Raw genomic sequence first — 23710 nt, forward strand, 5'->3', positions numbered from 1 at the left:
GAAGTGCACAACGACGGCGGATTAGTGCATCGCCCGTCAACAGGAAGGCGCCCGGCGGAAGTTCGCTCCGCCCGGGCGCCCCCGGCTCCGGCGAGCCGGCTGCCCCGTGTCAGCCGCCCCGCCGTCGTACGGGTCGTGGTCAGTCGGGTCGTGGTCAGTTGCCGCCTCCGCAGCCACCGCCACCGCCACCGCCACCGCCACCGCCACCGCACGAGGATCCTCCGCCACATGACGAGCCCCCGCCGCAGGAGGAACCGCCGCCTCCGCCGGCCCACCAGCTGTTGCCGCCACTGCTGCGACGCGAGCGCCCCCCGCGCCTGCCGTTCGACGCCGCCACCACGAGCCCGATGGCGACGATCACCCCGATGGCGATCACGATTCCGATCATTTGGCCTCACCCTCCTTCGCCCCCGAAGCGAGGCTGCTTCCGGCATGCCTGGGGGATGCCCGCGGCCCGCACGGCCCAAAGCGGACTTGAGCTAGTCCAGAGGTTCCGCGCAGGATGGCCGGCATGACAGCTCCAGGAAGTGCACCGGGCCCCCGGCCGCTGCTCAACCGCCGCCTCGCCGAGTTCGGTACGACGATCTTCGCCGAGATGTCCGCGCTGGCCGTGCGCACCGGCTCCATCAACCTCGGCCAGGGCTTCCCGGACGCCGACGGCCCCGAGGAGGTGCGGGAGGCGGCGGTGCGCGCGCTGCGCGACGGCCGCGGCAACCAGTACCCGCCCGGCCCCGGCGTGCCCGAGCTGCGCACCGCGATCGCCGCCCACCAGTGGGACCGGTACGGCCTCGGGTACGACCCCGACACCGAGGTGCTGGTCACCGCCGGCGCCACCGAGGCGATCGCGGCCTCGCTGCTCGCCCTCGTCGAGCCCGGAGACGAGGTGATCGCCCTGGAGCCGTACTACGACTCGTACGCCGCCTGCATCGCCATGGCCGGAGGTACCCGCGTACCCGTCACCCTCCGGCCCCGGGACGGGGCCTACGCGCTGGACCTGGACGAGCTGCGCGACGCCGTCACCGACCGCACCCGCGTCATCCTGCTGAACACCCCGCACAACCCGACCGGCACCGTCCTCACCCGGGACGAACTCGCGGCCGTCGCGGAGCTGGCGGTCGAACGCGATCTGCTGGTCGTCACCGATGAGGTGTACGAGCATCTGGTCTTCGACGGCGAGCACACGCCGGTCGCGACCTTCCCGGGGATGCACGGGCGCACCGTGACCATCGGCTCGGCGGGCAAGACGTTCTCGTTCACCGGCTGGAAGGTCGGCTGGGTGACCGCCGCGGCGCCACTGGTCACGGCGGTCCGCTCGGCCAAGCAGTACCTCACCTACGTCTCGTCGGGCCCGTTCCAGTACGCGGTCGCCGAGGCGCTCGCGCTCCCGGCCGCGTACTTCGACGGACTGCGGGAGGACCTGAGGGCCAAGCGGGACCTGCTGAGCTCGGGGCTCGCGGCGACCGGCTTCGAGGTGTACCGGCCCGCCGGGACGTACTTCGTCACCACCGACATCCGGCCGCTCGGAGAGTCGGACGGCTTCGCGTTCTGCCGCACCCTGCCGGAACGCTGCGGGGTCGTGGCGATCCCCAACGCGGTCTTCTACGACCACCAAGAGGCCGGGGCGCCGTTCGTGCGGTTCGCCTTCTGCAAGCGCGTCGACGTACTGGAGGAGGCCGTCTCCCGACTCAAGGCGCTGGCCGCCTGACAGCCGCAGACCCACGAGCGGATGCAACGGCCACCCGCCCTGGTTGCTCCGAGCCGCCGCGCACCCGCACTCGACTGCCGCCCGGTCGACCCGGACACCGGTGATCGGCAGTCATGTCACGCGGCCCGCCTGTCGGCGGACACGCTTCCATCAGCGATCAACCCGGACGGCAAGGGCTGCGTCCTCGACCTCTTCGATGAACAGCTCCGTGTCCCGGTAACCTGCCCGGGACCCCAGAGCCGGCACGTACAGCCATCGCTCGGGATCGTCGTCCTCCTCGGCCTCGGGCCCAGGCCCCAGCTCATCGGTGAATGCAGGCCGGCACTCCCTTGCGGCCGCTCTTGCACGAGTGCGCCGAGCCTTCCGGGCGCGGCCGACGCGAGCGCCGTGGGTACCCGGTGCCCGTGCCGCCAACTGCCTGAGCTCGTCGGGCCCGGCCCGACCAGGAACGACCACGTCCGGCGACGGCGGTGCCGACAGCACGGGCCCGACCGGGCCGGAGTCCCTCGTCAGCGGGCGTTCGCCTCGGGCTCCGGGCGCGGAAGTTCGTCGAGGTCGAGGTGAAGGTGCGGCCGTCGGCCAGGGGGATGGGGAACTTGCCCGTGCCGTACTTGTGGGTGTGTGCGGCGATGTAACCCGTGGCGGTCGGCTGGGTGTGAAGGACGACCTCCTGGGCGTAGGGGTCCACGACCAGGTAGATCGGGATTCCATAGCGGCCGTACTTCGCGGTGCAGTCGTCGTAGTCCTTGCGCGCGGAGGAGGTCGAGACGACCTCGGAGATCAGCAGGACGTCCTCGAAGCTGTAGCGCTTGCCTTCCTTGCGTGCGTCCTCGCGCAGGATCGCAAGATCGGGGGCGGAGTTCTCGTCGGCGGGGAAGTCGATGTGGACGTCGGAGGTGGCCTTCGCGTGACGGCCGAGGGCAAGAGCGGAGCTGGGGGACGGCCCTAGCGTCCGGGCAGTCCGCTGTCACGGCGACACGCGTTTCCGGCCCGCCCGCGCGGGCGATCCACCCGGGCGGCTGCCAGCGGTCGCGCACCGCCCGCGCACCGCCGAAGGTCGGGGTGACCGCACCCGCGCGTGCACGGAGGTGCCCCCTGTTCGCCGAGACCTTCGACAAGGCAGCGTCCGCCGACCGCCGGTCCCCCGCCCGCCCGCGCGCGGCGCTCCACCGGGCGGCGCCCGCCCTGGGACTGTTCGCGGCCGCACGGCTGACCGGCATGCTCGTGGCGGCCCTGTGGGCGTGGCACATCGGCCGGTCGCCGCGAGCGCTGCTCGCCACCTCGTGGGACTCCAAGTGGTACGTCGGCATCGCCGCGAACGGCTACGGCCACACGGTGTACTGGCCGGACGGGGCAGTCCAGTCCGATCTCGCCTTCTTCCCGCTCTACCCGGGACTGATCCGGGCCGTCACGTCCGCGCTGCCGGTCACGGGAGGCACCGCGGGAATGGCGCTCTCGTGGGCCGCGGCGGGCGTGGCGGCATGGGGCATCTACGCGGTCGTCGAGCGGCTCCACGGACGCGGGCTCGCGACCCTCGTCGTGCTGCTGTGGGGGCTGCTGCCGCACTCGGTCGTCCTGTCCATGGCCTACACCGAGCCGCTGCTCACGGCGTTCGCCGCCTGGTCGCTGTACGCGCTGGCGACCGGCCGCTGGCTGTGGGCCGGAACGCTCGCCGGGCTCGCCGGGCTGACCCGGCCCAACGGCATCGCGGTCGCCGCGGCCGTCTGCGTGGTGGCCGGCTGCGAGCTGTGGAGACGGCGGGGCACGAAGGGCGGCCGGGCGCCGGTCTGGGCCGCCGCCGCGCTGGCGCCCGCCGGCTGGCTGGGCTACGTGCTGTGGGTCGGAGTGCGCAAGGGCGATGTGCTCGGCGGCTACTTCGCCGTGCAGAGCGGCTGGACCTCGCGCTTCGACCTGGGACTCGGGTCGCTGAAGGTCATCCGCAGCATGGTGACCGCACCGACGTTCTTCGGCTTCCCGATGGCGCTGGTGATCGCGGGGGCCGGCGTCCTGCTCTTCGCCCTCTTCGTGCTGGACCGGCCGCCCATGTCGCTGCTGGTGTACACGGGGGTGCTGGTGCTGATCACAGTCGGCGGTTCCGGTTTCTTCGAATCCAAGCCGCGCTTTCTGCTGCCGGCGTTCCCGCTGCTGCTGCCGCTGGCCGCCGCACTGGCAAGAGCCCGGCCCAGGGCGGCGATCACGGTGATCGCCGCCCTGGCCGGGCTCTCGTTCTGCTACGGGACGTACCTGACCGTCGCCCCGATCGCGCTGTGAGCCCCGCGGGGGTGCGCTCACCACCGCGGCGCCCCTTCGGCCGGGGCGCTCGGACCGCCGGTCCGTTCAGGCGTCGTCGGCGGGCTTCTCGTCCGCCGGCTCCCCGGCCGGGGTGAGGCCGAGCTGCTCCACCAGCCACTTGTCGAACTCGATGGCCGCGCGCACCCAGCTGACCGTCGACGAGACGAAGTGCTCGAGGCTGACGCCCGTGCCGATCAGCATCTGGGCCTCGCCGATGAGGCGGACGGTCGTGGGCTGTCCCTCCTCCTCGTGGGTGTGCGTGTAGACCTTCGGCCACAGCGTGCGGCGGTTCCAGTCATCGACGGCATCGAGGACCTGGGCCTTGTCCTCGAGCGCGTGGGGACGGTCGTAGAACGTCCGCACCGAGAAGACCTGCTGCTCGTTCTCGCCGCGGAACATGAAGTACGTGCGGAACTCCTCCCACGGCGCCGCGAGGTCACCCTCGTCGTCGACGACGTACTTCAGCTCCATCTGGTCGAGGAGCTGCTTGACCAGGTCCTGGTCGGGGACGACCGGGCCCGCTGGTCCTGACGCGGCCTGAGGCTGGGGCTGGCCCCCGAAGTTCGGAATCGAGGACGGGTCGATGCTCACCAGGTGTTTCCCTTCGTACGGATGCGGCCATCCTCCCCCATCCCGGGCGGGGGCTGGCAACCCCCACCCGGGCGTGGCTCATTGCGCCGGACCCACGATCAGGCCGCCGTCGGCACGGTCGACGCGGACCGTGTCCCCGTCCTTCACCTCACCGGCGAGGATCTCCTTGGCGAGCCGGTCGCCGATCGCCGTCTGGACCAGCCGGCGCAGCGGGCGCGCGCCGTAGGCCGGGTCGTTGCCCTCGTCGGCCAGCCACTCCAGGGCCTCCGGGGTGACGTCCAGGGTGAGCCGGCGTTCGGCGAGCCGCTTGGCGAGCCGTGTGATCTGGAGCTCGGCGATGTGGGTCAGCTCCTCCTTGTCCAGGGCCGAGAAGACGACGAGGTCGTCCAGCCGGTTCAGGAACTCCGGCTTGAACGAGGCCCGTACGACTTCCAGGACCTGCTGCTTCTTCTCCTCCGCTCCGGTCAGCGGCTCCACCAGGTACTGGCTGCCGAGGTTGGACGTCAGGATCAGGATGGTGTTGCGGAAGTCCACCGTCCGGCCCTGCCCGTCGGTCAGCCGGCCGTCGTCGAGGACCTGCAGCAGGACGTCGAAGACCTCGGGGTGCGCCTTCTCCACCTCGTCGAGCAGCACCACGCTGTACGGGCGGCGGCGGACCGCCTCGGTGAGCTGGCCGCCCTCCTCGTAGCCCACGTACCCGGGCGGGGCACCGACGAGCCGCGCCACGCTGTGCTTCTCGCCGTACTCCGACATGTCGATGCGGACCATGGCCCGCTCGTCGTCGAAGAGGAAGTCCGCGAGCGCCTTGGCCAGCTCGGTCTTGCCGACACCGGTCGGGCCGAGGAAGAGGAACGAGCCCGTGGGACGGTCGGGATCGGCGATCCCGGCCCGGGAGCGGCGCACGGCGTCGGACACGGCCTGCACGGCCTCGGTCTGGCCGATCAGCCGCCTGCCGATTTCCGCCTCCATGCGCAGCAGCTTCTGGGTCTCGCCCTCCAGTAGCCGGCCGGCCGGGATGCCCGTCCAGGAGGCGACGACGTCGGCGATGTCGTCCGGGCCGACCTCCTCCTTGACCATGGTGTCCTTGGCGGCCTCCTGCCGGGCCTCGGCCTCGCTGGCGGCCTCCAGCTCCCGCTCCAGCGCCGGGATCTCCCCGTACAGCAGCTTGGACGCGGTGTCGAAGTCGCCGTCGCGCTGGGCCCGCTCGGCCTGGCCGCGGAGCTCGTCGAGCTTCTCCTTGAGCTCACCGACGCGGTTGAGGGACTGCTTCTCCTTCTCCCAGCGCGCCGTCAGCCCGCGCAGTTCCTCCTCCCTGTCGGCGAGGTCTCGGCGGAGCTTCTCCAGCCGCTGGACACTCGCCTCGTCGGTCTCCTTGGAGAGTGCGAGCTCCTCCATGCGCAGCCGGTCGACGGAGCGCTGCAGCTCGTCGATCTCGACCGGGGAGGAGTCGATCTCCATCCGGAGCCGGGACGCGGACTCGTCGACGAGGTCGATGGCCTTGTCGGGCAGGAAGCGGGAGGTGATGTAGCGGTCGGATAGCGTCGCGGCGGCCACCAGGGCGCTGTCCGCGATCTGCACCTTGTGGTGGGCCTCGTAGCGGCCCTTGAGGCCGCGGAGGATGGCGATGGTGTCCTCGACCGTGGGCTCGGCGACCAGCACCTGCTGGAAGCGGCGCTCCAGCGCCGGATCCTTCTCGATCCGCTCGCGGTACTCGTCGAGGGTCGTGGCGCCGACCATGCGCAGCTCGCCGCGGGCGAGCATCGGCTTCAGCATGTTGCCGGCGTCCATGGCGGAGTCGCCGCCGGCGCCCGCGCCCACGACGGTGTGCAGCTCGTCGATGAAGGTGATGATCTGGCCCTCGCTCTCCTTGATCTCGGAGAGGACGGTCTTGAGCCGCTCCTCGAACTCGCCGCGGTACTTCGCGCCGGCGACCATGGCGCCGAGGTCGAGGGCGACCAGCCGTTTGTCGCGGAGGGACTCCGGTACGTCGCCCTTCACGATGCGCTGGGCGAGGCCCTCGACGACGGCCGTCTTGCCGACGCCGGGCTCGCCGATCAGCACGGGGTTGTTCTTGGTACGGCGGGAGAGCACCTGGACGACCCGGCGGATCTCCTGGTCGCGGCCGATGACGGGATCGAGTTTGCCCTCCCTGGCCGCGGCCGTGAAGTCGGTGCCGAACTTCTCCAGGGCCTTGTACTGGCCCTCGGGGTCGGGCGTGGTCACCCGGCGCCCTCCTCGTGCCTTCTCGAACGCCTCCTGCAGCCTCCTCGCGGTGGCGCCCTCTCCGGAGAGCACCTCGGCGGCCCGCCCGCCCTTGGCGGCGACGCCGATGAGGAGGTGCTCGGTGGAGAGGTAGTCGTCCCCGAGCTCCTTGGCCCTCCGGTCGGCGTCGGCGATGACGGCGAGCAGCTCACGGTTGGGCTGCGGGGGCGCGACGGTCGATCCCGTCACGCTGGGCAGGTCCGCGAGGACGCGCTCCGCTCCCGACCGTACCGCGGCCTGGTCGGCGTCGGCGGCCGCCAGCAGGTCGGTGATGTTCTCGTTGTCCTGGCCCGCGAGCAGCGCCAGCAGCAGATGCGCGGGGGTCAGGTCGGCGTGTCCCTCGGACACGGCCCGGGTGGTCGCGGCGCTCAGCGCGTCCCGGCTCCTGTTGGTCAGCTCAGCGTCCACGTGCGGCTTCTCCTCCTCGCCTAGGCTGCGTATCGCCCTGACTCTTATACGGTACACAAAGTTGAGCCGGATCCGCTCAACTATTCACACCTTCCTCTTCCCGGATTCGTCGACGCGTACTCCCCCGGGTATGTTCCGGGCATGGCCATCGACCCCAGCCGCCCCCACGAGTCCTTTCTCGGCTTCTGGCGCGAATACCACATGTGCACGCTCACCACTCCCCGCCCCGACGGCACTCCGCACGTCGTGGCGGTGGGTGTGACGTACGACCCGGAGGGCGGGGGGAAGGGCGTCGCCCGGGTGATCACCAACAAGAACAGCCGCAAGGTCGCCAACGTGCTGGCCGCCGGGCCCGAGGGGGCGGCGGTCGCGGTCTGCCAGGTGGACAAGGGCCGCTGGGCGACGCTCGAGGGTCGCGCCACGGTACGCACGGACCCGGAGGCCGTCGCCGACGCGGTCGCCCGCTACGCGGAGCGCTACGGCCGCACGCCGTCGCCGAACCCGGACCGCGTGGTCATCGAGATCGCGCTGACCCGCGCGATGGGCCGGGCGTAGCGGACGCGCCCCCCGCCACACGCGCACAGCACAGCGGCGCCATCGTGTTTCAGGTCCACGATGGCGCCGCTGTGTGGGGGAAGCGCCTGAGCGATCTTGAACGACGGGGGAATCGCTCAGGCACTGCGGGGGGTGGCGGTGGTGGTCTCGCGCTCGACCAGCTGGTGGTCGCGCTGGTCGAGATTGACGAAGATCATGCCGTACCGGATGGCACAGCGGACGGGGCGTGGGGCCCCGCGGGGCCGGCGAAGGCACCGGTAGGCGCGGACGTCCTCGTCGTCCTCGCGGGCGACGACGATCGGCTCCCCGAAGAGAGTGACCATCAGCGAGTCGCCACGGTGGGGGATTGCCGTGACGAGGTCGATGAAGTGCCACCCGGATCGGTACGCGGTCGCCATCTCCCGCCGGAAGACGCGATCGTCCGGGGGCATGCTCATGCGTCTGCGTCCGCCGGCGCGCTCTCCCAAGTGGGTTCGCCCGGGGTCGCGGTCACCGTCGTGGGCGCCGACTCCCACGTCGGCTCACCGCTCGCCGCGAGACCGCCGAGAGCAGCCGCAACGGCTATAGCGCACAGTGCACGAACCATCCTGGTCATGGCCGATCTCCACCTCTATTAATCACTACCTCCCCCCGCGTCTAGAACGATGGCTCACTCCGAACGCCTTCACCAGCGCGGCCAGGCATCATGTTCCTGTAATTCAGGACCCTGAGGGGGGTGCATATGGAGACGAAACAGGGCGATGGGGGAGATAAGCACAGTCACGACGAGCTGTGCGAGGCCGGTAAGAACCTGTATGCGTCCGCTCTGCGCAGTGGCCGCATAGCCCGGTCGGAGGTGACCGACGCGCCGTGCCTCATGGATCTGGGCATGTTGCGCCCCGACCCCGACGACACCGAGTGGCTTCGTCCGGTTCCGCCGTCCGTCGCCCTGCACCAGCTGATGCACCCCATAGAGCGGGAGATCCAGGAGCGGAGACGGCTCACCATCTCACTGGCGGAGTCGTTCGAGCCATTCATGACGCTGAACGCACACGATCCGTCCACGACACATGCGATCACCGTCCTCGAGGGACTCCACCTCATCAACGCGACGCTGGACCGGGTCATCGCCGAGTGCCGGGAGGAACTGCTGACGGTGCAGCCGGGCAGCGGCCGCCGGCCGGCGACCCTCCAGGAGGGGCTGCGACGCGTGGGGATGCTCGTCGACCGGGGCGTCTCGATGCGCACGCTGTACCAGCACACGGCACGTCACCACCCGGCCACCATGGCCTACGTGGAGCGGGTCGCCCCCTACGGCGCGGAGTTCCGCACCCTCGAGGAGATCATCGACCGGCTCATCATCGTCGACCGCAAGGTGGCCTTCATCCCGGCACGCAGCGACCGCAGGGTCGCCCTGGAGCTGCGCCACGAGGGTCTGGTGCAGTATCTCGTCGGTGTCTTCGAGCAGTTCTGGCTCCACGGCATCGCCTGGGACGACCAGGTCGTCGCGTACGCCCCCGAACCGGACGGCGTCAGCGGCGTCCAGCGCTCCATCGCGAAACTCCTCGTCGAAGGCCACGTGGACGAGGCCATCGCCCGCCGTCTCGGGATGAACGTCCGCACGTGCCGGGCCCACATCGCCAAGCTCGCCTCCGCCCTCGGCAGCGGCTCGCGGGCCCAACTCGGCTACCTCATCGCCCAGTCCGGGATCCTGGAACAGGATCATTGACCACGGACCGGACCGACTCCGACCCGCCGTCCGTCACGACCACACCGCGGGCGTCGTCGAAGTGGCCGGATCCGGCCTTCCGCTGGTGCGCACCGCCCGCTCCCCGCACGGAACCGCAGCCGCACCCCCCGACGGGCACCCGTGACCGGGCCCCCTGGGGCTCGCCGTAGAGCTCGGCCTGTCGCCGGTGCACATCGCGTCGCGGTCCGGGGACGCCGGTGGGGTGCCCGGGGGAACGACCACGGCGAGACGGCATGGATCGCGCCCGGCGGGGGCCGGCTGCCGCGCGGCTCCTCCCGCGTCGACACCTTCGCCGGGGACGCCTTCACCGGGGAGACCCGCCACCGCCTGGCGCCCTGCTCACAGAAGTCCGGTCGCCCCGGTGGGCGAGTCGACCCTCGACCGGCCCGCAGCGGACCACGAGGGCGTACGCACCGCCGGGTCCGCGGCCCGGAGCGCGTGAGGAGGGACCGCGAGGTCCACACCTCCCGGTCCCTCCTCCGCCTTCCCTGCGCCACCGACCGGCGGGAACGCTCAGCCGTCCCGCTTCGGCCGCCACACCACCAACGCGCTCGTCTGCTGCACGTCCTGGTAGGGCACCAGGTCGCGCCGGTACGACGCGTGCACCTGGGCCTCGCGCTGCTGCATGGCCAGCGCCGCGCCCTCGACCGCCGCGGACAGCTCCGCGACCTTGGCCTGCAGGGCCGTCACCTGGTTCTCCAGCTCGATGATGCGCTTGATTCCGGCCAGGTTGATGCCCTCGTCCTGGGACAGGGACTGGACCTGGCGGAGCAGTTCGATGTCCCGGGCCGAATAGCGCCTGCCGCGCCCCGCCGTGCGGTCCGGGGAGACCAGACCGAGGCGGTCGTACTGCCGAAGGGTCTGCGGGTGCAGTCCGGACAGCTGAGCCGCCACCGAGATGACGTACACCGGCGTCTCGTCGGTCAGTTCATAGGCCCTGCCACCGAACCCGGGCTGTCGACGTCGGCCGTCCATCGCATCATGCTCCCTTCGCAGCCTGGAACAGTTCTGCCCGCGGGTCGTGACCCTCAGTCGCCTTGCGGTACGCCTCCAGTGCCTCACGCGCCTCGTCGCCGAGTTCCGTGGGCACCGAGACCTCCACGGTGACCAGCAGATCGCCCCGGGTGCCGTCCTTGCGGACGGCGCCCTTGCCGCGGGCCCGCATCGTACGGCCGTTCGGCGTACCCGCGGGCAGTTTCAGGGTGACCGGAGGCCCGCCGAGGGTCGGGACCTTCACCTCGCCGCCCAGCGCGGCCTCCGTGAAGGAGACCGGCACCGTGACGGTGAGGTTGTCGCCCCTGCGCCCGAAGACCGGGTGCTCCCCGACGTGGACCACCACGTACAGATCGCCGGCCGGTCCGCCGCGCTCGCCCGGTGCCCCCTTGCCGCGCAGCCGGATCCGCTGGCCGTCGCTCACCCCGGCGGGGATGCGGACCTGCATAGTCCGGGACGACTTGGCGCGGCCGCTGCCGTGGCAGACCTCGCAGGGGTTCTCGGCGATCAGCCCGCGGCCCTTGCAGTCCACGCAGGGGTCGGTCAGCGAGAAGGACCCGCTGCCGCCGCGCGAGACCTGACCGGTGCCGACGCAGGTCGGGCACACCCGGGGCGTGCCGTTCTTGTCGCCGGTGCCCGAACAGGCCTTGCAGGGCTGCTGGCTGGACATCCGCAGCGGGACCGTGGCCCCGTCCACCGCCTCGGTGAAGCTGAGCGTCACCTCGGACTCGATGTCCTGGCCGCGGCGCGGCTGGGTACGGGGGCCCGTGCCGGCCCCGCGGTTGAACAGGCCACCGAAGACGTCCCCGAGTCCGCCGCCGAAGCCGCCGGCGCCGGCGCCGGTGCCCGCACCCCCGGCCTGGGCGCCCCCGAAGAGGTCGCCCAGGTCGAAGTTGAACGTTCCTCCGGCTCCGGGACCGGCCCGGAAGCCACCGTTGCCGAAGAGCGCCCGCGCCTCGTCGTACTCCTTGCGCCGCTTGGGATCGCCGAGCACGTCGTTGGCCTCGGAGATCTCTTTGAAGCGCTCCTCGGCCTTCGCGTCGCCCTTGTTGGCGTCCGGGTGGTTCTCGCGGGCGAGCTTCCGGTACGCCTTCTTGATCTCCGCGTCGGTGGCGTCCTTGGGGACGCCGAGAACCTTGTAGTAGTCCTTCTCGACGAAGTCCTTCGTGCTCACCGACGTCCCTCCTTCCGGTGCCTGCCGTCTGCGTCAGCCCTCGTCCGGGCCACCGCTCTCCTCGTCCGTCGCCTGCTCGGCCGCCTGCTCCTTCGGCTGGGCACCCGGCTGCGGCTCGGCCACCGCGACCCGCGCCGGCCGGATGGTCCGCTCGCCGATCCGGTAGCCCGGCTGCAGGATCGCCACACAGGTCGTCTCGGTGACGTCCGGCGCGTAGCTGTGCATCAGGGCCTCGTGGACCGTCGGGTCGAAGGGCTCGCCCTCCTTGCCGAACTGCTGCAGCCCCATCTTGGCGGCGACGGTCTCCAGCGATTCCGCCACCGACTTGAAGCCACCGAGCAGTTCCCCGTGCTCACGGGCACGGCCGATGTCGTCGAGCACGGGCAGGAGCTCGGTCAGGAGCTGCGCGACCGCGATCTCCTTGACCGTGATCCGGTCCCGCTCCACCCGACGGCGGTAGTTCTGGTACTCGGCCTGCAGCCGCTGCAGGTCCAGCGTGCGCTCGTTGAGCGCTGTCCGGACCTGGTCCAGCTGGGCCGTCAGCCCCGCGTCGGCAGCCGTGCGGGCCGTCTGTGCTGCGTCCCCGGCCTGGGCCGCCCCCTCGTCCGCCGAGGGGGCGGCGGCCTGCGCCGCGTCATCGGGAGTGGCGCCGGAGGGGACGTCGGGCTTCTCCTCGAAACCCGGGGTCTCCTCCGTCATCAGGCAGCGCCACCCTTCTGGTCCTTCTCGTCGTCGACGATCTCGGCGTCGACGACGTCGTCGTCGGCCTTCGCCTGGGAGGCCCCGGCGTCCGCCCCGCCCGCGGCCTGCTGGCCCTGGGCGTCGGCGTACATGGCCTGGCCGAGCTTCTGGGAGACCGCCGCGACCTTCTCGGTGGCGGTGCGGATCTCCGCTGTGTCCTCGCCCTTCAGCTTCTCCTTGAGCTCGGTCACCGCCGTCTCGACCTCGGTCTTGATCTCACCGGGGACCTTGTCCTCGTTGTCCTTGAGGAACTTCTCGGTCTGGTAGACGAGCTGCTCGGCCTGGTTCCGGGTCTCGGCGGCCTCGCGGCGGCGGTGGTCCTCCTCCGCGTACTGCTCGGCCTCCTGGCGCATCCGGTCGACCTCGTCCTTCGGCAGCGAGGAGCCGCCGGTGACGGTCATCTTCTGCTCCTTGCCCGTGCCCAGGTCCTTGGCGGTCACGTGCATGATGCCGTTGGCGTCGATGTCGAAGGAGACCTCGATCTGCGGGACGCCGCGCGGGGCGGGCGGGAGGCCGGTCAGCTCGAACATGCCGAGCTTCTTGTTGTACGCCGCGATCTCGCGCTCGCCCTGGTAGACCTGGATCTGCACGGACGGCTGGTTGTCCTCGGCCGTCGTGAAGATCTCCGAGCGCTTCGTCGGAATCGTCGTGTTGCGCTCGATGAGCTTGGTCATGATGCCGCCCTTGGTCTCGATGCCGAGGGACAGCGGGGTCACGTCGAGGAGCAGGACGTCCTTGACCTCACCCTTGAGGACACCGGCCTGGAGGGTGGCACCGATCGCCACGACCTCGTCCGGGTTCACACCCTTGTTGGCCTCCTTGCCGCCGGTCAGCTCCTTGACGAGCTCGGCGACGGCGGGCATACGGGTCGAGCCGCCGACGAGGACCACGTGGTCGATCTCGGAGAGCTGGATGCCCGCGTCCTTGATCACGTTGTGGAACGGGGTCTTGCAGCGCTCCAGCAGGTCCGCCGTCAGCTGCTGGAACTGGGCGCGCGTGAGCTTCTCGTCCAGGTGCAGCGGGCCCTCGGCGGACGCCGTGATGTAGGGGAGGTTGATCGTCGTCTCGGTGGAGGACGACAGCTCGATCTTCGCCTTCTCCGCGGCCTCGCGGAGACGCTGGAGAGCCATCTTGTCCTTGGACAGGTCGACGCCGTGACCGCTGGCGAACTGCTTCACCAGGTAGTCGACGACGCGCTGGTCCCAGTCGTCACCACCGAGGTGGTTGTCGCCGTTGGTGGCCTTCACCTCGACGACGCCGTCGCCGATCTCCAGCAGCGAGACGTCGAAGGTACCGCCACCGAGGTCGAAGACGAGGATCGTCTGGTCGTCCTTGTCGAGGCCGTACGCCAGCGCGGCGGCGGTCGGCTCGTTGACGATGCGCAGGACGTTCAGACCCGCGATCTCACCGGCCTCCTTGGTGGCCTGGCGCTCGGAGTCGTTGAAGTACGCGGGGACGGTGATGACGGCGTCCGTGACCTTCTCGCCCAGGTACGACTCGGCGTCCCGCTTCAGCTTCTGCAGGATGAACGCGGAGATCTGCTGCGGGTTGAAGTTCTTCCCGTCCAGCTCGATCGCCCAGTCGGTGCCCATGTGGCGCTTCACCGAGCGGATCGTCCGGTCCACGTTGGTCACTGCCTGACGCTTCGCGACCTCGCCGACGAGCACCTCACCGTTCTTGGCGAAGGCGACGACGGACGGCGTGGTCCTGGCGCCCTCGGCGTTGGTGATGACGGTGGGCTCACCGCCCTCCAGAACGCTGACGACGGAGTTAGTCGTGCCCAGGTCGATGCCGACCGCACGTGCCATTTCGATTCCTCCAGTGGACTTGAGTGGGACTGGCTCAAGGATGCACCACCAGCCCCGCGGCGTCAACAGACCTGAGTCGAGTCGACTCAACTATAGTGCCACCCCTCTTCGCCTGCCCGCCCGGCGCGGCCTGCACACACCCCCATGGCCACCGTGCCATCGTTCTGCAAAGCGCGCGAAAGGTTCATAGACGCGTCTTACTGGACAGAAACCACCAGGTATCGACTGAGAAAAGACAGAACGGTCAGGTGAGTGCCTTGCGCCCCGTGCAGTCGGTGCGATCGGCGGGACCGGCCCCATGGGCGCCGGCCGCGCGGCCCCCGGACCCCAAGCGCCTCCTCGACCTGACCCTCGGCACACTGCTGCTGATCCTCGCCGCACCGCTGCTGGCCACCGCGGCCTGCTCCCTCGCCCTGCGCCGCCCACCCGGCGGGATCGTCGCGCGGGAGCTGAAGACGGGGCTCCACGGATACCCCTTCACCGTCCGCTCACTGCGCACCCGGCGCTGGCGGCTGGATCTGCTCTCCAGGCTGCCCCATGTGGTCACCGGTGAGATGTCCCTGGTCGGCCCGGCGGCCCTGGCTCCGGAGGATCCCCGCGCCGCCGCCCCCTGGCGGCAGACCGTCCGCCCCGGCCTCACCGGCCCCGCCCAGTTGCACAGGCGCTCGACGCTGCCCTGGGACGAACCGGAGCTGCTCGACCAGCACTACGTGGAGCACCATTGGATCGGGCTGGATCTGGCCGTCCTGGCGCGCACGCTTCCGACCCTGCTCCCGCCTCGCACTCAGGGTGCCCTGAGCGACGCAGATCACCGCCCACCTGGCTACAGTGCGACGGAATAAGTGGGTACGCTCGGCACGGACTGGATAAGTTACCGCTTAGTAAGTGCCGATTCCCCACCCTCGCAGGCCCGAGGAGCCCCCAAATGCAACTCGCCGCGATCATCGTGTCGCTGGTCCTGACCGTGGTCGGCGTTGCGCTCATCGCCCGAGCCGTCGCGCAGATCTACCGGTTCGTGAAGCTCGGTCAGCCCGTGCCTGCGGGCAGCCGTACCAACGATCCCAAGGCCCGTACGGTCACCCTGGTCAAGGAGTTCCTCGGCCACACCCGGATGAACCGCTGGGGGATCGTGGGCTTCGCCCACTGGTTCGTCGCGATCGGCTTCCTGACGCTGCCGCCGACGCTCGCGCAGGCGTACGGCCAGCTGTTCCAGGCCGACTGGACCCTGCCGGTCCTGGGCGGATTCCTGCCCTTCGAGATGTACATCGAGTTCATCGGCCTGATGACCGTCGTCGGCATCCTCGTGCTCATCGCGATCCGGCTGCTGAACCTGCCGTCCCGCGCGGGCCGCAAGTCGCGCTTCGCCGGCTCCAAGGCATGGCAGGCGTACTTCGTCGAGTACGTCATCCTGACCATCGGTCTCGCGATCCTCGCCCTCCGCGGACTGGAGGGCGCGATCCACCACGTGGACCACTACGAGGCCGCGTACTTCGTCTCGTACCCGCTGGTCCTGGCCTTCGACGGACTGAGCGTCCCCACCCTGCAGACGCTGGTCTACCTCACCGCCATGATCAAGATCGGCGTGTCACTGATCTGGATGATCACGGTGTCGCTGAACACCAACATGGGTGTGGCCTGGCACCGCTTCCTGGGCTTCCCCAACATCTGGTTCAAGCGCAACGCCACCGGCGAGACCGCGCTGGGCGCCCTGCAGCCGATGACCTCGGGCGGCAAGGAGATCGACTTCGAGGACCCGGGCGAGGACGACGTCTTCGGCGTCTCCCAGGTCGAGCAGTTCTCCTGGAAGGGCATCCTCGACTTCTCCACCTGCACCGAGTGCGGTCGCTGCCAGTCGCAGTGCCCCGCCTGGAACACCGGCAAGCCGCTCTCCCCGAAGCTGCTGATCATGTCGCTGCGCGACCACGCGCACGCCAAGGCCCCGTACCTGCTGGCCGGCGGCGGCAAGACCATGGAGGGCGAGGAGAAGGCGTCCGATGAGCAGCTGAAGGACGTCCCGGCCGCCGCGCTGGCCGAGGCCGAGCGCCCGCTGATCGGCACCGCCGAGGAGAACGGCGTCATCGACCCGGACGTGCTGTGGTCGTGCACCACCTGCGGCGCGTGCGTGGAGCAGTGCCCGGTCGACATCGAGCACATCGACCACATCGTCGACATGCGCCGCTACCAGGTGATGATCGAGTCCTCGTTCCCGTCCGAGGCGGGCACGATGCTCAAGAACCTGGAGAAGAAGGGCAACCCCTGGGGCCTGGCCAAGAAGCAGCGTGTCGAGTGGACCAAGGAGGTCGACTTCGACGTCCCGATCGTCGGCAAGGACGTCGAGGACCTCACCGAGGTCGACTACCTGTACTGGGTCGGCTGCGCCGGCGCCCTGGAGGACCGGGCCAAGAAGACCACCAAGGCCTTCGCCGAGCTGCTGCACATGGCGGGCGTCAAGTTCGCGATCATGGGCGGGGACGAGAAGTGCACCGGTGACTCCGCCCGCCGCCTCGGCAACGAACCCCTGTTCCAGCAGCTCGGCCAGGAGAACGTGGCCATGCTGAACATGGCTTTCGGGGAGTCCCTCGGCGAGGACGGGGAGGTGGACGAGTCCACGAAGAAGCCGAAGGCCGCCAAGAAGATCGTCGCCACCTGCCCGCACTGCTTCAACACCATCGCCAACGAGTACCCGCAGCTCGGCGGTGAGTTCGAGGTCATCCACCACACCCAGCTGCTCCAGCACCTCATCGACGAGGGCAAGCTGATCCCGGTGACCCCGGTCGAGGGCCTGATCACCTACCACGACCCCTGCTACCTGGGCCGCCACAACAAGGTCTACACACCCCCGCGCGAGATCATGGACAAGGTGCCCGGCCTGCGCCAGCAGGAGATGCACCGCCACAAGGAGCGCGGCTTCTGCTGCGGCGCCGGCGGCGCCCGCATGTGGATGGAGGAGCGGATCGGCAAGCGCATCAACACCGAGCGCGTCGACGAGGCCCTGTCCCTCAACCCGGACATCGTCTCCACCGCCTGCCCGTTCTGCCTGGTGATGCTGTCCGACTCGGTCAACGGCAAGAAGGGCGAGGGCAAGGCAAAGGAGTCCCTCCAGGTCGTCGACGTGGCCCAGCTGCTGCTCGACTCGGTGAAGACCCCGGCCGGCCCGGGCGACGACGGCGACGCGGACGACACGGCACCGGCGGACTCGCCGGACCCGGAACCGGAACCCGTGAAGTAGTCGTCCGCAAGGACGAGCAGCAAGCGGCCGGATCTGCCTCGGGGGCAGGACCGGCCGCTTCTGCGTTCGCGGCGACGCGGCACCGGCCGCTCCCCGGCCCGGCGAACCGCCGGCCATCCGGCCATTGGCCGATGCACCTGACAGGGGCATGATGATGCAACCCGGGTTCCGCTTCCCGGGCCCGGCAAAGCGGATGGACGAACGGGAGTGGTGCCGTCGTGGTGCGTCTACTGCGCAACGCCGCGCTGACGGGCGCGGCCGCGCTGCTGCTGGCGCCGCTGGCCGGCTGCGGCCTCGCCCCGCCCTCCCGCTCAGGGCCCGAACGCCCCGCCGCACCCCGCTCTGCCCCGCCGCGGGCCCTCGCGGGCCAGGCGGCGCCCCCGGCCCTCCCGGTCCCACGCGGCGGCGGCAGCCCCGTACCGGAGGACTTCAACGGCGACGGCCACCGCGACCTCGTCCTCAACGACCTGGTCAAGGCGCCCGGAGCTGGCCACGACGACGACGCGGGCATCGGCATCGTGTACGGCACCGGCGGCGGCACCGCGACCGCCTCCGCCGCGAAGGGCCCCGTCTCCCCGGCCGTCCGTCAGCTCCTGTCGCCGCGCGCCAACGGGGCACCCGTCGCCGGCACCCTGCCCGCCGCCTTCGACGCCGCCGCCGCGTGCGACCTGGACGGGGACGGCTTCAGCGACCTGGTCGTCGTCACGGACCCCCCGTACGACGGCACCGGACGCCCGCCCGTCCCGCTGCAGCTGCTCTTCGGCGGCCCGTCCGGACTCACCGGCAGGGCTGTCGTCCTGCGGATCCCCGAGCGGGCCCGGTACGGCAACGAGTGGCCCGACCACCCCGTCTGCGGCGACTTCGACGGCGACGGTGCCCAGGACCTCGCGGTGACCGCGAGCGAGGGCCGGGTGAGCTTCCTGCGCGGCCCCTTCGGACGCACCGGCGCGCCGCGCGCCGCCGCAGCAGCGGTCCCGGGTGCGGGCCCCGTGCTCGCCGCCCCCACGCCGCGGCCGGACACGGACGGCGACGGCTACGACGACCTCGTCCACGCCACCGGCCCCCTGGTCCCCGGCACGGAGGCGGAGTGCATGCTGCTGCGCGGCGGCCCCGACGGCCCCGGCCGGCCCGGCGGCCCGTACAGGTTCAAGGCCGTGCCGCTACCACCCGCGCCCCCTCTCCCGACCGGCGAGACCGCTCCCGTCACCGAGCTGCTCCGCCGCGCGGACTTCGACGGGGACGGGCACGCGGAGATCGTGACCCGTACGCACCGGGGCGAGAACGCGGACGTCATCGCCGTCCACCCGGGCGCGGGCGACCGGAACCGGCCCCTGGTCACGTTCAGCACCTCGGTGTTCCTCGGCTGAGGCGCGGCGACGGGCGGCCGAGCGGGGACACGGCCGGCGCAGCCCCGGGCCGATCGCCCGGAGAGCCCGGCAGCCGGAGGTCACACGTGGCCCGGGACCGAGGTCACCGGCGCCCGGAGACCAAGTCACCTGCGGCCACGAGCGCAGCCGAGTCCGTGACCTCCTCCTGCGGACGACCGGCCGCCGGGGTCCCCCTAGGGGATGTCACAGCTCGGCCGCAAAGGTCCCCCGGTTACCCGGCTCCGGACACCGGACACAGCGGGACCGGGTACGTTCGAATGCGTGGCTGGATTCAGGATCGGACGCGGCCGGGACAACAACCGCACCCCGCAACAACAACCGCAGCAGGCGCCCCCGTCGCCGTACGGACAGCAGTACGGCCCCGGAGGAGGCCAGGCGGCGCCCTCGTACCCTCCGCAGCAGTGGCCCCGCAGAGGCGGCGGACAGGGCGGACAGGGCTACGCACACGGGAACGGGAACGGGCACGGGCACGGGCACGGGCAGCCGTACGGCGAGCCCGAGTACTTCGGCGACCCCTACCAGCAGCAGGGGGGTCACCAGGGCGGCCACGGCGCCGACCCGTACGCCGACAACCCCGGCCACACCCGAGCCTTCAGCATCGGCGAGGACCCGTACGGCGACGGCTCGACGTACCACGCAGGCGCCGCGCCCGTCCCGTCCGGCCCGCGCCTGCACTGGAAGGAACTGCTGAGCGGGATCGTGCTGCGCCCCGGCCCGACCTTCCTCCAGATGCGGGACTACCCGGTCTGGGGCCCGGCGCTGAGCGTCACGTTCCTCTACGGCCTGCTCGCGATCTTCGGATTCGACCAGACGCGCGACGAGGCGATCAACGCACCGTTCGCGAGCGCGCTGACGTCCGTGATCATCACGGGTGTGGGCTTCGTACTCGGCGGTCTGGTCCTCGGCGCGGTCACCCACACCCTGGCCCGCCAACTCGGGGGCGACGGGGCGTGGCAGCCGACGGTGGGCCTCTCGATGCTGATCATGTCCCTCACGGACGCCCCGAGACTCCTCGTCGCCCTCTTCCTCGGCGGGGAGAACTCGCTGGTGCAGGTGGTCGGCTGGGCGACCTGGCTGGCGGCCGCTGCCCTGTTCACCTCCATGGTGAGCAAGTCGCACGACCTGCCGTGGCCGAAGGCGCTCGGCGCCTCGGCGCTGCAGCTGATCGCGCTGCTCGCGATCATCAAGCTCGGCACGATCTGACCGTCGTCCCGGTCACGGGACGGACCACGACCAAGGCCCCTGCCGCGTACGGACGCTGCTTGGGTTCTCACGGTCCTCGCAACACCCGCGATCTGTGGGAGTTGCGAGGACCGTGGCCGTTGAACGCGATGATCTTTCGGGGTTGAGGGAGCGTTTCCTTGCGCGGCTGGATGCTGTGGGGAACGTGACCGTGGTGGCGCGTGAGCTGGGGGTGAACCGGAACACCGCCTTCGGCTGGGCCCGGAAGGCCGGACGGAGCTCGGTGCGCCTGCCTCGGCGGCGGTCCGGTCGATCGGCAGCAGGATCCCGTCCAGCAGCACGAACGCCTTCGCGGATGCCGTGCGGACCGTCCCCAGGTCAGGACCCACAACGCGCCCACCGTGCTCGCCGCCTTTCGCGACGTGATCCGCAGCGCGCTCAAGCTCGGCGGCTACGTCAGCGACGCCGCCGGACGACGAGCCCGCACTGAACGCCCCCGCATCCTCGCCCTCTACGGCATCACATGATCAAACCGGACGATCCAGGCACTCGCCGGGGCACTGGACGTGAGACCGGTCGGGGTGAAGGTTCCAGTTGACCTGGGCGAGGGACGGGTGCCGAATGTCGAACCGTCGGCGAAGCGGACGATGGGCACGATCATTCAGCCTTTGACTCCGCTCAGGTAAATGGTGACCTGGCGTACGCGGTTGGAGGACGTTGGGCCGAACTGCATGTCGCCCGAAGCGTTCCTGAACCGCTGCGTGCCCCCGGTCACCTCAGCAGGGAAGGTCTGGAAGTTCACTTCCGTGATGGCCTTGTACCCGATCTGACCGTCGGGCGTTCTGAACCCCCCCATACACATCAGTCTACGGGGAGTTGCAGACTCAACCTGGCAGGCGTTGACGTAGCTTCCGTACGACTCGCCGTCCTTTTCCACGGTTCCTGTCGCACCGAAGAAACTACCGGGCGTATTGTCGGCGGTGTTGCCGTACGAGTTCTCGTTTGTCAGGGTCAGCGTTAGGACCACGGTCTTCTTGTGCCCGTCCGCCTGAACCGGCGATCCCACCGCCGCCAGTCCCCCGAGAGCGAGAACCGCCGCGATGGCTATTCGTGACGACTTTGCCTTGTGCATGATCAGACTCTTTCGCTTCTGGATTGATGGCTGCCCGATGGATGCCGGGCGATTGCCTCATTCTCAGTAGCGGAACTGAGGGCTGCCACCACAGGAGCGCAACCGTTGGGCCATTCAGCCTCCAGCGGCACCGACCGTGAAGAAGGGGTACTTCGGCTCCCTCGGCGTCGCAGCTTGCCGTAGCCGTTCATCCAGGAGTGGGAACGCTCGCCCACCCACCCCTTGCCGGCCTGGATCGGTGCGGGCACGCCCTTGCGGGTGGTCTCGCCGGTGAAGCGCCAGTGAGTCCGTGGCGGTTGGCGCCTGTGAAGACGATCCCCAGAGGGACTCCGGCCGCGTCGAAGGTCACCGATCGTTTCAGGCCCTACTTGCCCCGGTCGACCGGGGAGCGTACGGCTCACTCACCGCCCGAGGGAGCCTTCGGATGCAGCCTTCCACAGGAGATCTCGGCCAGTGCCAGGCCGATCGTTCCCGGGCATGACCATCACCGCAGCGATACGTCCAGGGGCGGGATGAGCGGGCGCCGAGCAGTCAGCACCAGCTCAGCGCACAGACCATGATCAGCGACGACCAATGCAAACGAACGGCAAGATCAGCCAAGTTCCGTAGGCCACCGCATCTGCCCGTTCGCCAAGGCCAGACACTGAGTACTAAGCAGCCAGCCCGAAGTACTCCACGTTGACCAGGTGCACGTTCTTGCAGTCCGACGCCTACGCCGGCCCGCCGGCCACGAAGACACCGCCGCGCGCGATCGACAGGACCAAGTCCGGCTCGAAGCCGTCGCCGGCGATCGTCTGCGCGAGCTCACGGGCCGCGACGCCGAACTACGCCTACGTCAGGTTCTCCCGTATCCCTCTCATCGCGTACCGGCCCTCACACCTGCGTCCGATGGAAGTTCATGAACGACCGCGAGGCCGTCGGCCCCCGCTGCCCCTGGTACCGGGACCCGTACTTCTCGGAGCCGTACGAGTGCTCCGCCGGCGAGCTCAGCCGGAACATGCACAGCTGCCCGATCTTCATGCCCGGCCAGAGCTTGATGGGCAGGGTTGCCAGGTTCGACAGTTCCAACGTGACGTGCCCGGAGAACCCGGGGTCGATGAAACCGGCCGTGGAGTGCGTGACCAGACCGAGCCGGCCGAGCGAGCTCTTGCCCTCCAGCCGGGAGGCGATGTCGTCGGGCAGGCTGATGACCTCGTACGTCGACGCCAGCACGAACTCGCCGGGGTGCAGGATGAACGCCTCGTCGCCCTCCGGCTCCACCAGCCGCGTCAGGTCCGCCTGCTCGACGGCGGGGTCGATGTGGGGGTAACGGTGGTTCTCGAACACCCGGAAGTAGCGGTCGAGCCGCACGTCGATGCTCGAGGGCTGCACCATCGAATCGTCGAACGGGTCGATGCGCACCCGTCCCGCGTCGATCTCGGCCCGGATGTCCTTGTCTGAGAGAAGCACGCCCCGAGGATACGCAGAGCACGCGGGCCCGCCCCAATCGGGCGGAGCCCGCACGCCCCGTCCGCTCTCGCGCCGCTCCGGGCCGGCCGACCCGCCGCCCCGTCCAGCGGGACCGCCCCGGCGTTCCGGCGGTGGCACGCGCGGGTGCCACCGCCGGCACCAGGCGGGTGGTACGGGCCCGTCCGCGCGTCCGTCAGCGGTTCTGCAGCACCACGGGGACGGCCTGCCGCAACCGTGCGCACCGGGGACAGCGGATGAGCCGCCCGGGCCCGATCCGGCCGGCACCGAGCTGCTGCATGGGGAACGACGAGGTGGTGAAGACATGCCCTTCGGCACAGCGGACGACGGTGCGCGAGAGTGAACCGCCTTGATCCATCGAGTACTTCGAGTCCATCGGCTGCATCAAGTCCCTTCCCCGACAAGCTGGATGAGACAGCTACATTAGGGGATCAACAGGACAGCACTCCACGCGGCACTCCGCCGTCAAAGGTACGCCCCAACGCCTCCACGTCGCAGCCGCATCGGACACCGCACGGAGGGCCGCGGCCCTCGCCGGCGGACGCCTCGCCGGTCCACCGGTCGCCGACGGGCACGGGACCCGCGGGGGCGGGCGAGGACGGACGGCCGGTGGGCGCAGTCGACGACCGGCGAGCGGCGACCGAACCGCCGGAAATGCACGGAAGCCCCCCCCCGGTGCAATACACCATGGGCCTTCGATGGGGTACAGTGTGCAACGCTGCGGCATTGATCAACCAAGCCGCTTCGCGGGTGTAGTTTAATGGTAGAACATGAGCTTCCCAAGCTCAGAGCGCGGGTTCGATTCCCGTCACCCGCTCCAGACAGAAGCCCCAGGCCATCGGCCCGGGGCTTTGTGGTTGTCTAGACCCGTACTTCGCGGGTCGTTGATTCGTATGGTGTGACCGGCCTGGGGGTGTCCTGGGCCGGGGGTGTGGCGTTGGATCGGGTGTGTCGATGACTTCCCGGTCCCCGCGGCCACGGTCTCAGCGTCAGCGTCTTGAAGTGGCGGTGACGTCCGTGGTGGAGAAGCGTCTGGGTGCTCTGCCTGTCGCTG

20 protein-coding genes, 1 tRNA gene and 3 pseudogenes are annotated in these 23710 nt (G+C 70.3%); 10 read left to right on the forward strand and 14 right to left on the reverse strand.

Going from position 1 to position 23710, the window contains the following annotated elements:
• Positions 1-154 precede the first annotated feature (154 nt).
• The gene (locus QMZ92_RS05770; protein ID WP_283296142.1) at positions 155-388 is read right to left on the reverse strand and encodes a hypothetical protein; all 234 of its coding nucleotides are present in this window, start codon (positions 386-388) and stop codon (positions 155-157) included.
• A gap of 123 nt (positions 389-511) precedes the next feature.
• Here QMZ92_RS05770 and QMZ92_RS05775 point away from each other — a divergent pair, with 123 nt between their 5' ends.
• Positions 512-1705 carry a pyridoxal phosphate-dependent aminotransferase gene (locus QMZ92_RS05775; protein ID WP_283296143.1) on the forward strand — a complete coding sequence of 398 codons (1194 nt, stop codon included), beginning with the start codon at positions 512-514 and terminating at the stop codon, positions 1703-1705.
• 301 nt (positions 1706-2006) lie between these two features.
• Here QMZ92_RS05775 and QMZ92_RS05780 read toward each other — a convergent pair whose 3' ends face one another.
• Complete coding sequence (locus QMZ92_RS05780) at positions 2007-2588, reverse strand: Uma2 family endonuclease (protein WP_349307706.1); 582 nt, start codon at positions 2586-2588, stop codon at positions 2007-2009.
• A gap of 179 nt (positions 2589-2767) precedes the next feature.
• Here QMZ92_RS05780 and QMZ92_RS05785 point away from each other — a divergent pair, with 179 nt between their 5' ends.
• Positions 2768-3976, forward strand: a complete 1209-nt coding sequence (locus tag QMZ92_RS05785; protein WP_283296144.1) for a putative hexosyltransferase — start codon at positions 2768-2770, stop codon at positions 3974-3976.
• Between the two features lie 66 nt (positions 3977-4042).
• Here the strand turns inward: QMZ92_RS05785 and QMZ92_RS05790 are convergent, their stop codons facing one another.
• Entirely contained in the window at positions 4043-4588 is a 546-nt protein-coding gene (locus QMZ92_RS05790) for a type III secretion system chaperone family protein (RefSeq protein ID WP_283296145.1), read from the reverse strand.
• A 78-nt stretch (positions 4589-4666) separates the two neighbouring features.
• A complete protein-coding gene (clpB, locus tag QMZ92_RS05795; protein WP_283296146.1) occupies positions 4667-7258 on the reverse strand; it encodes an ATP-dependent chaperone ClpB in 2592 nt (863 codons plus the stop codon).
• A 141-nt stretch (positions 7259-7399) separates the two neighbouring features.
• Here clpB and QMZ92_RS05800 point away from each other — a divergent pair, with 141 nt between their 5' ends.
• Positions 7400-7813 (forward strand): pyridoxamine 5'-phosphate oxidase family protein, encoded by a 414-nt coding sequence (locus tag QMZ92_RS05800; RefSeq protein WP_283296147.1) that lies wholly within the window; start codon positions 7400-7402, stop codon positions 7811-7813.
• Between the two features lie 116 nt (positions 7814-7929).
• On the opposite strand, the gene QMZ92_RS05805 is transcribed toward QMZ92_RS05800, so the two are convergent.
• Positions 7930-8250, reverse strand: a complete 321-nt coding sequence (locus tag QMZ92_RS05805) for a Rieske (2Fe-2S) protein (protein ID WP_138054021.1) — start codon at positions 8248-8250, stop codon at positions 7930-7932.
• A 284-nt stretch (positions 8251-8534) separates the two neighbouring features.
• Here QMZ92_RS05805 and QMZ92_RS05810 point away from each other — a divergent pair, with 284 nt between their 5' ends.
• Positions 8535-9521 carry a helix-turn-helix transcriptional regulator gene (locus QMZ92_RS05810; RefSeq protein ID WP_502961996.1) on the forward strand — a complete coding sequence of 329 codons (987 nt, stop codon included), beginning with the start codon at positions 8535-8537 and terminating at the stop codon, positions 9519-9521.
• A 534-nt stretch (positions 9522-10055) separates the two neighbouring features.
• On the opposite strand, the gene QMZ92_RS05815 is transcribed toward QMZ92_RS05810, so the two are convergent.
• From QMZ92_RS05815 to dnaK, 4 genes are read right to left on the reverse strand one after another with little or no spacing between them, the layout of a single operon-like run.
• Entirely contained in the window at positions 10056-10517 is a 462-nt protein-coding gene (locus tag QMZ92_RS05815; protein WP_283296148.1) for a heat shock protein transcriptional repressor HspR, read from the reverse strand.
• A 4-nt stretch (positions 10518-10521) separates the two neighbouring features.
• On the reverse strand, positions 10522-11709 hold the full coding sequence (gene dnaJ / locus QMZ92_RS05820) for a molecular chaperone DnaJ (RefSeq protein WP_283296149.1): 1188 nt from the start codon (positions 11707-11709) through the stop codon (positions 10522-10524).
• 33 nt (positions 11710-11742) lie between these two features.
• The gene (gene grpE / locus QMZ92_RS05825) at positions 11743-12408 is read right to left on the reverse strand and encodes a nucleotide exchange factor GrpE (RefSeq protein ID WP_283296150.1); all 666 of its coding nucleotides are present in this window, start codon (positions 12406-12408) and stop codon (positions 11743-11745) included.
• Complete coding sequence (gene dnaK / locus QMZ92_RS05830) at positions 12408-14258, reverse strand: molecular chaperone DnaK (protein WP_283296151.1); 1851 nt, start codon at positions 14256-14258, stop codon at positions 12408-12410. Before dnaK ends, grpE begins: the two co-directional genes overlap by 1 nt.
• 248 nt (positions 14259-14506) lie before the next feature.
• Between dnaK and QMZ92_RS05835 the strand changes: the two genes are divergently transcribed.
• The 5 genes and pseudogenes from QMZ92_RS05835 to QMZ92_RS05855 form a co-directional block, all read left to right on the forward strand.
• Complete coding sequence (locus QMZ92_RS05835) at positions 14507-15100, forward strand: sugar transferase (RefSeq protein ID WP_502961997.1); 594 nt, start codon at positions 14507-14509, stop codon at positions 15098-15100.
• A gap of 83 nt (positions 15101-15183) precedes the next feature.
• The gene (locus QMZ92_RS05840) at positions 15184-17487 is read left to right on the forward strand and encodes a (Fe-S)-binding protein (RefSeq protein ID WP_283296152.1); all 2304 of its coding nucleotides are present in this window, start codon (positions 15184-15186) and stop codon (positions 17485-17487) included.
• Between the two features lie 221 nt (positions 17488-17708).
• Positions 17709-18854 (forward strand): FG-GAP-like repeat-containing protein, encoded by a 1146-nt coding sequence (locus QMZ92_RS05845; protein WP_283296171.1) that lies wholly within the window; start codon positions 17709-17711, stop codon positions 18852-18854.
• Between the two features lie 282 nt (positions 18855-19136).
• Positions 19137-20078: a Yip1 family protein gene (locus QMZ92_RS05850; protein WP_283296153.1), complete on the forward strand. Its 942-nt coding sequence runs from the start codon at positions 19137-19139 to the stop codon at positions 20076-20078.
• Between the two features lie 344 nt (positions 20079-20422).
• Positions 20423-20584 (forward strand): annotated as a pseudogene (locus QMZ92_RS05855) (ISAs1 family transposase); the annotation flags it as partial.
• A gap of 134 nt (positions 20585-20718) precedes the next feature.
• Here the strand turns inward: QMZ92_RS05855 and QMZ92_RS05860 are convergent.
• The 5 genes and pseudogenes from QMZ92_RS05860 to QMZ92_RS05880 form a co-directional block, all read right to left on the reverse strand.
• Entirely contained in the window at positions 20719-21189 is a 471-nt protein-coding gene (locus QMZ92_RS05860) for a hypothetical protein (RefSeq protein ID WP_283296154.1), read from the reverse strand.
• A gap of 164 nt (positions 21190-21353) precedes the next feature.
• Positions 21354-21655, reverse strand: a pseudogene (locus tag QMZ92_RS05865) (IS5/IS1182 family transposase); the annotation flags it as partial.
• A 247-nt stretch (positions 21656-21902) separates the two neighbouring features.
• Positions 21903-21980: pseudogene (locus QMZ92_RS36285) on the reverse strand (phosphoribosyltransferase); the annotation flags it as partial.
• Positions 21981-22062: 82 nt separating this feature from the next.
• Positions 22063-22638: a dCTP deaminase gene (dcd, locus tag QMZ92_RS05875; RefSeq protein WP_283296155.1), complete on the reverse strand. Its 576-nt coding sequence runs from the start codon at positions 22636-22638 to the stop codon at positions 22063-22065.
• A 193-nt stretch (positions 22639-22831) separates the two neighbouring features.
• A complete protein-coding gene (locus QMZ92_RS05880) occupies positions 22832-23041 on the reverse strand; it encodes a hypothetical protein (RefSeq protein ID WP_502961998.1) in 210 nt (69 codons plus the stop codon).
• Positions 23042-23402: 361 nt separating this feature from the next.
• On the opposite strand from QMZ92_RS05880, the gene QMZ92_RS05885 reads away from it, so the two are divergent.
• Positions 23403-23476 (forward strand) — tRNA-Gly (locus QMZ92_RS05885).
• Positions 23477-23710: the final 234 nt, after the last annotated feature.

It is taken from the genome of Streptomyces sp. HNM0645, from assembly GCF_030056615.1.
Lineage (GTDB): Bacteria > Actinomycetota > Actinomycetes > Streptomycetales > Streptomycetaceae > Streptomyces > Streptomyces marianii.

Bases quoted from the DNA above. Each gene is read 5' to 3' on its own strand.
- QMZ92_RS05770 (WP_283296142.1), bottom strand. From the start codon at position 388: ATGATCGGAATCGTGATCGCCATCGGGGTGATCGTCGCCATCGGGCTC.
- QMZ92_RS05775 (WP_283296143.1), top strand. From the start codon at position 512: ATGACAGCTCCAGGAAGTGCACCGGGCCCCCGGCCGCTGCTCAACCGC.
- QMZ92_RS05800 (WP_283296147.1), top strand. From the start codon at position 7,400: ATGGCCATCGACCCCAGCCGCCCCCACGAGTCCTTTCTCGGCTTCTGG.
- QMZ92_RS05805 (WP_138054021.1), bottom strand. From the start codon at position 8,250: ATGAGCATGCCCCCGGACGATCGCGTCTTCCGGCGGGAGATGGCGACC.
- QMZ92_RS05810 (WP_502961996.1), top strand. From the start codon at position 8,535: ATGGAGACGAAACAGGGCGATGGGGGAGATAAGCACAGTCACGACGAG.
- QMZ92_RS05815 (WP_283296148.1), bottom strand. From the start codon at position 10,517: ATGGACGGCCGACGTCGACAGCCCGGGTTCGGTGGCAGGGCCTATGAA.
- grpE (WP_283296150.1), bottom strand. From the start codon at position 12,408: ATGACGGAGGAGACCCCGGGTTTCGAGGAGAAGCCCGACGTCCCCTCC.
- dnaK (WP_283296151.1), bottom strand. From the start codon at position 14,258: ATGGCACGTGCGGTCGGCATCGACCTGGGCACGACTAACTCCGTCGTC.
- QMZ92_RS05840 (WP_283296152.1), top strand. From the start codon at position 15,184: ATGCAACTCGCCGCGATCATCGTGTCGCTGGTCCTGACCGTGGTCGGC.
- QMZ92_RS05860 (WP_283296154.1), bottom strand. From the start codon at position 21,189: ATGCACAAGGCAAAGTCGTCACGAATAGCCATCGCGGCGGTTCTCGCT.
- QMZ92_RS05880 (WP_502961998.1), bottom strand. From the start codon at position 23,041: ATGCAGCCGATGGACTCGAAGTACTCGATGGATCAAGGCGGTTCACTC.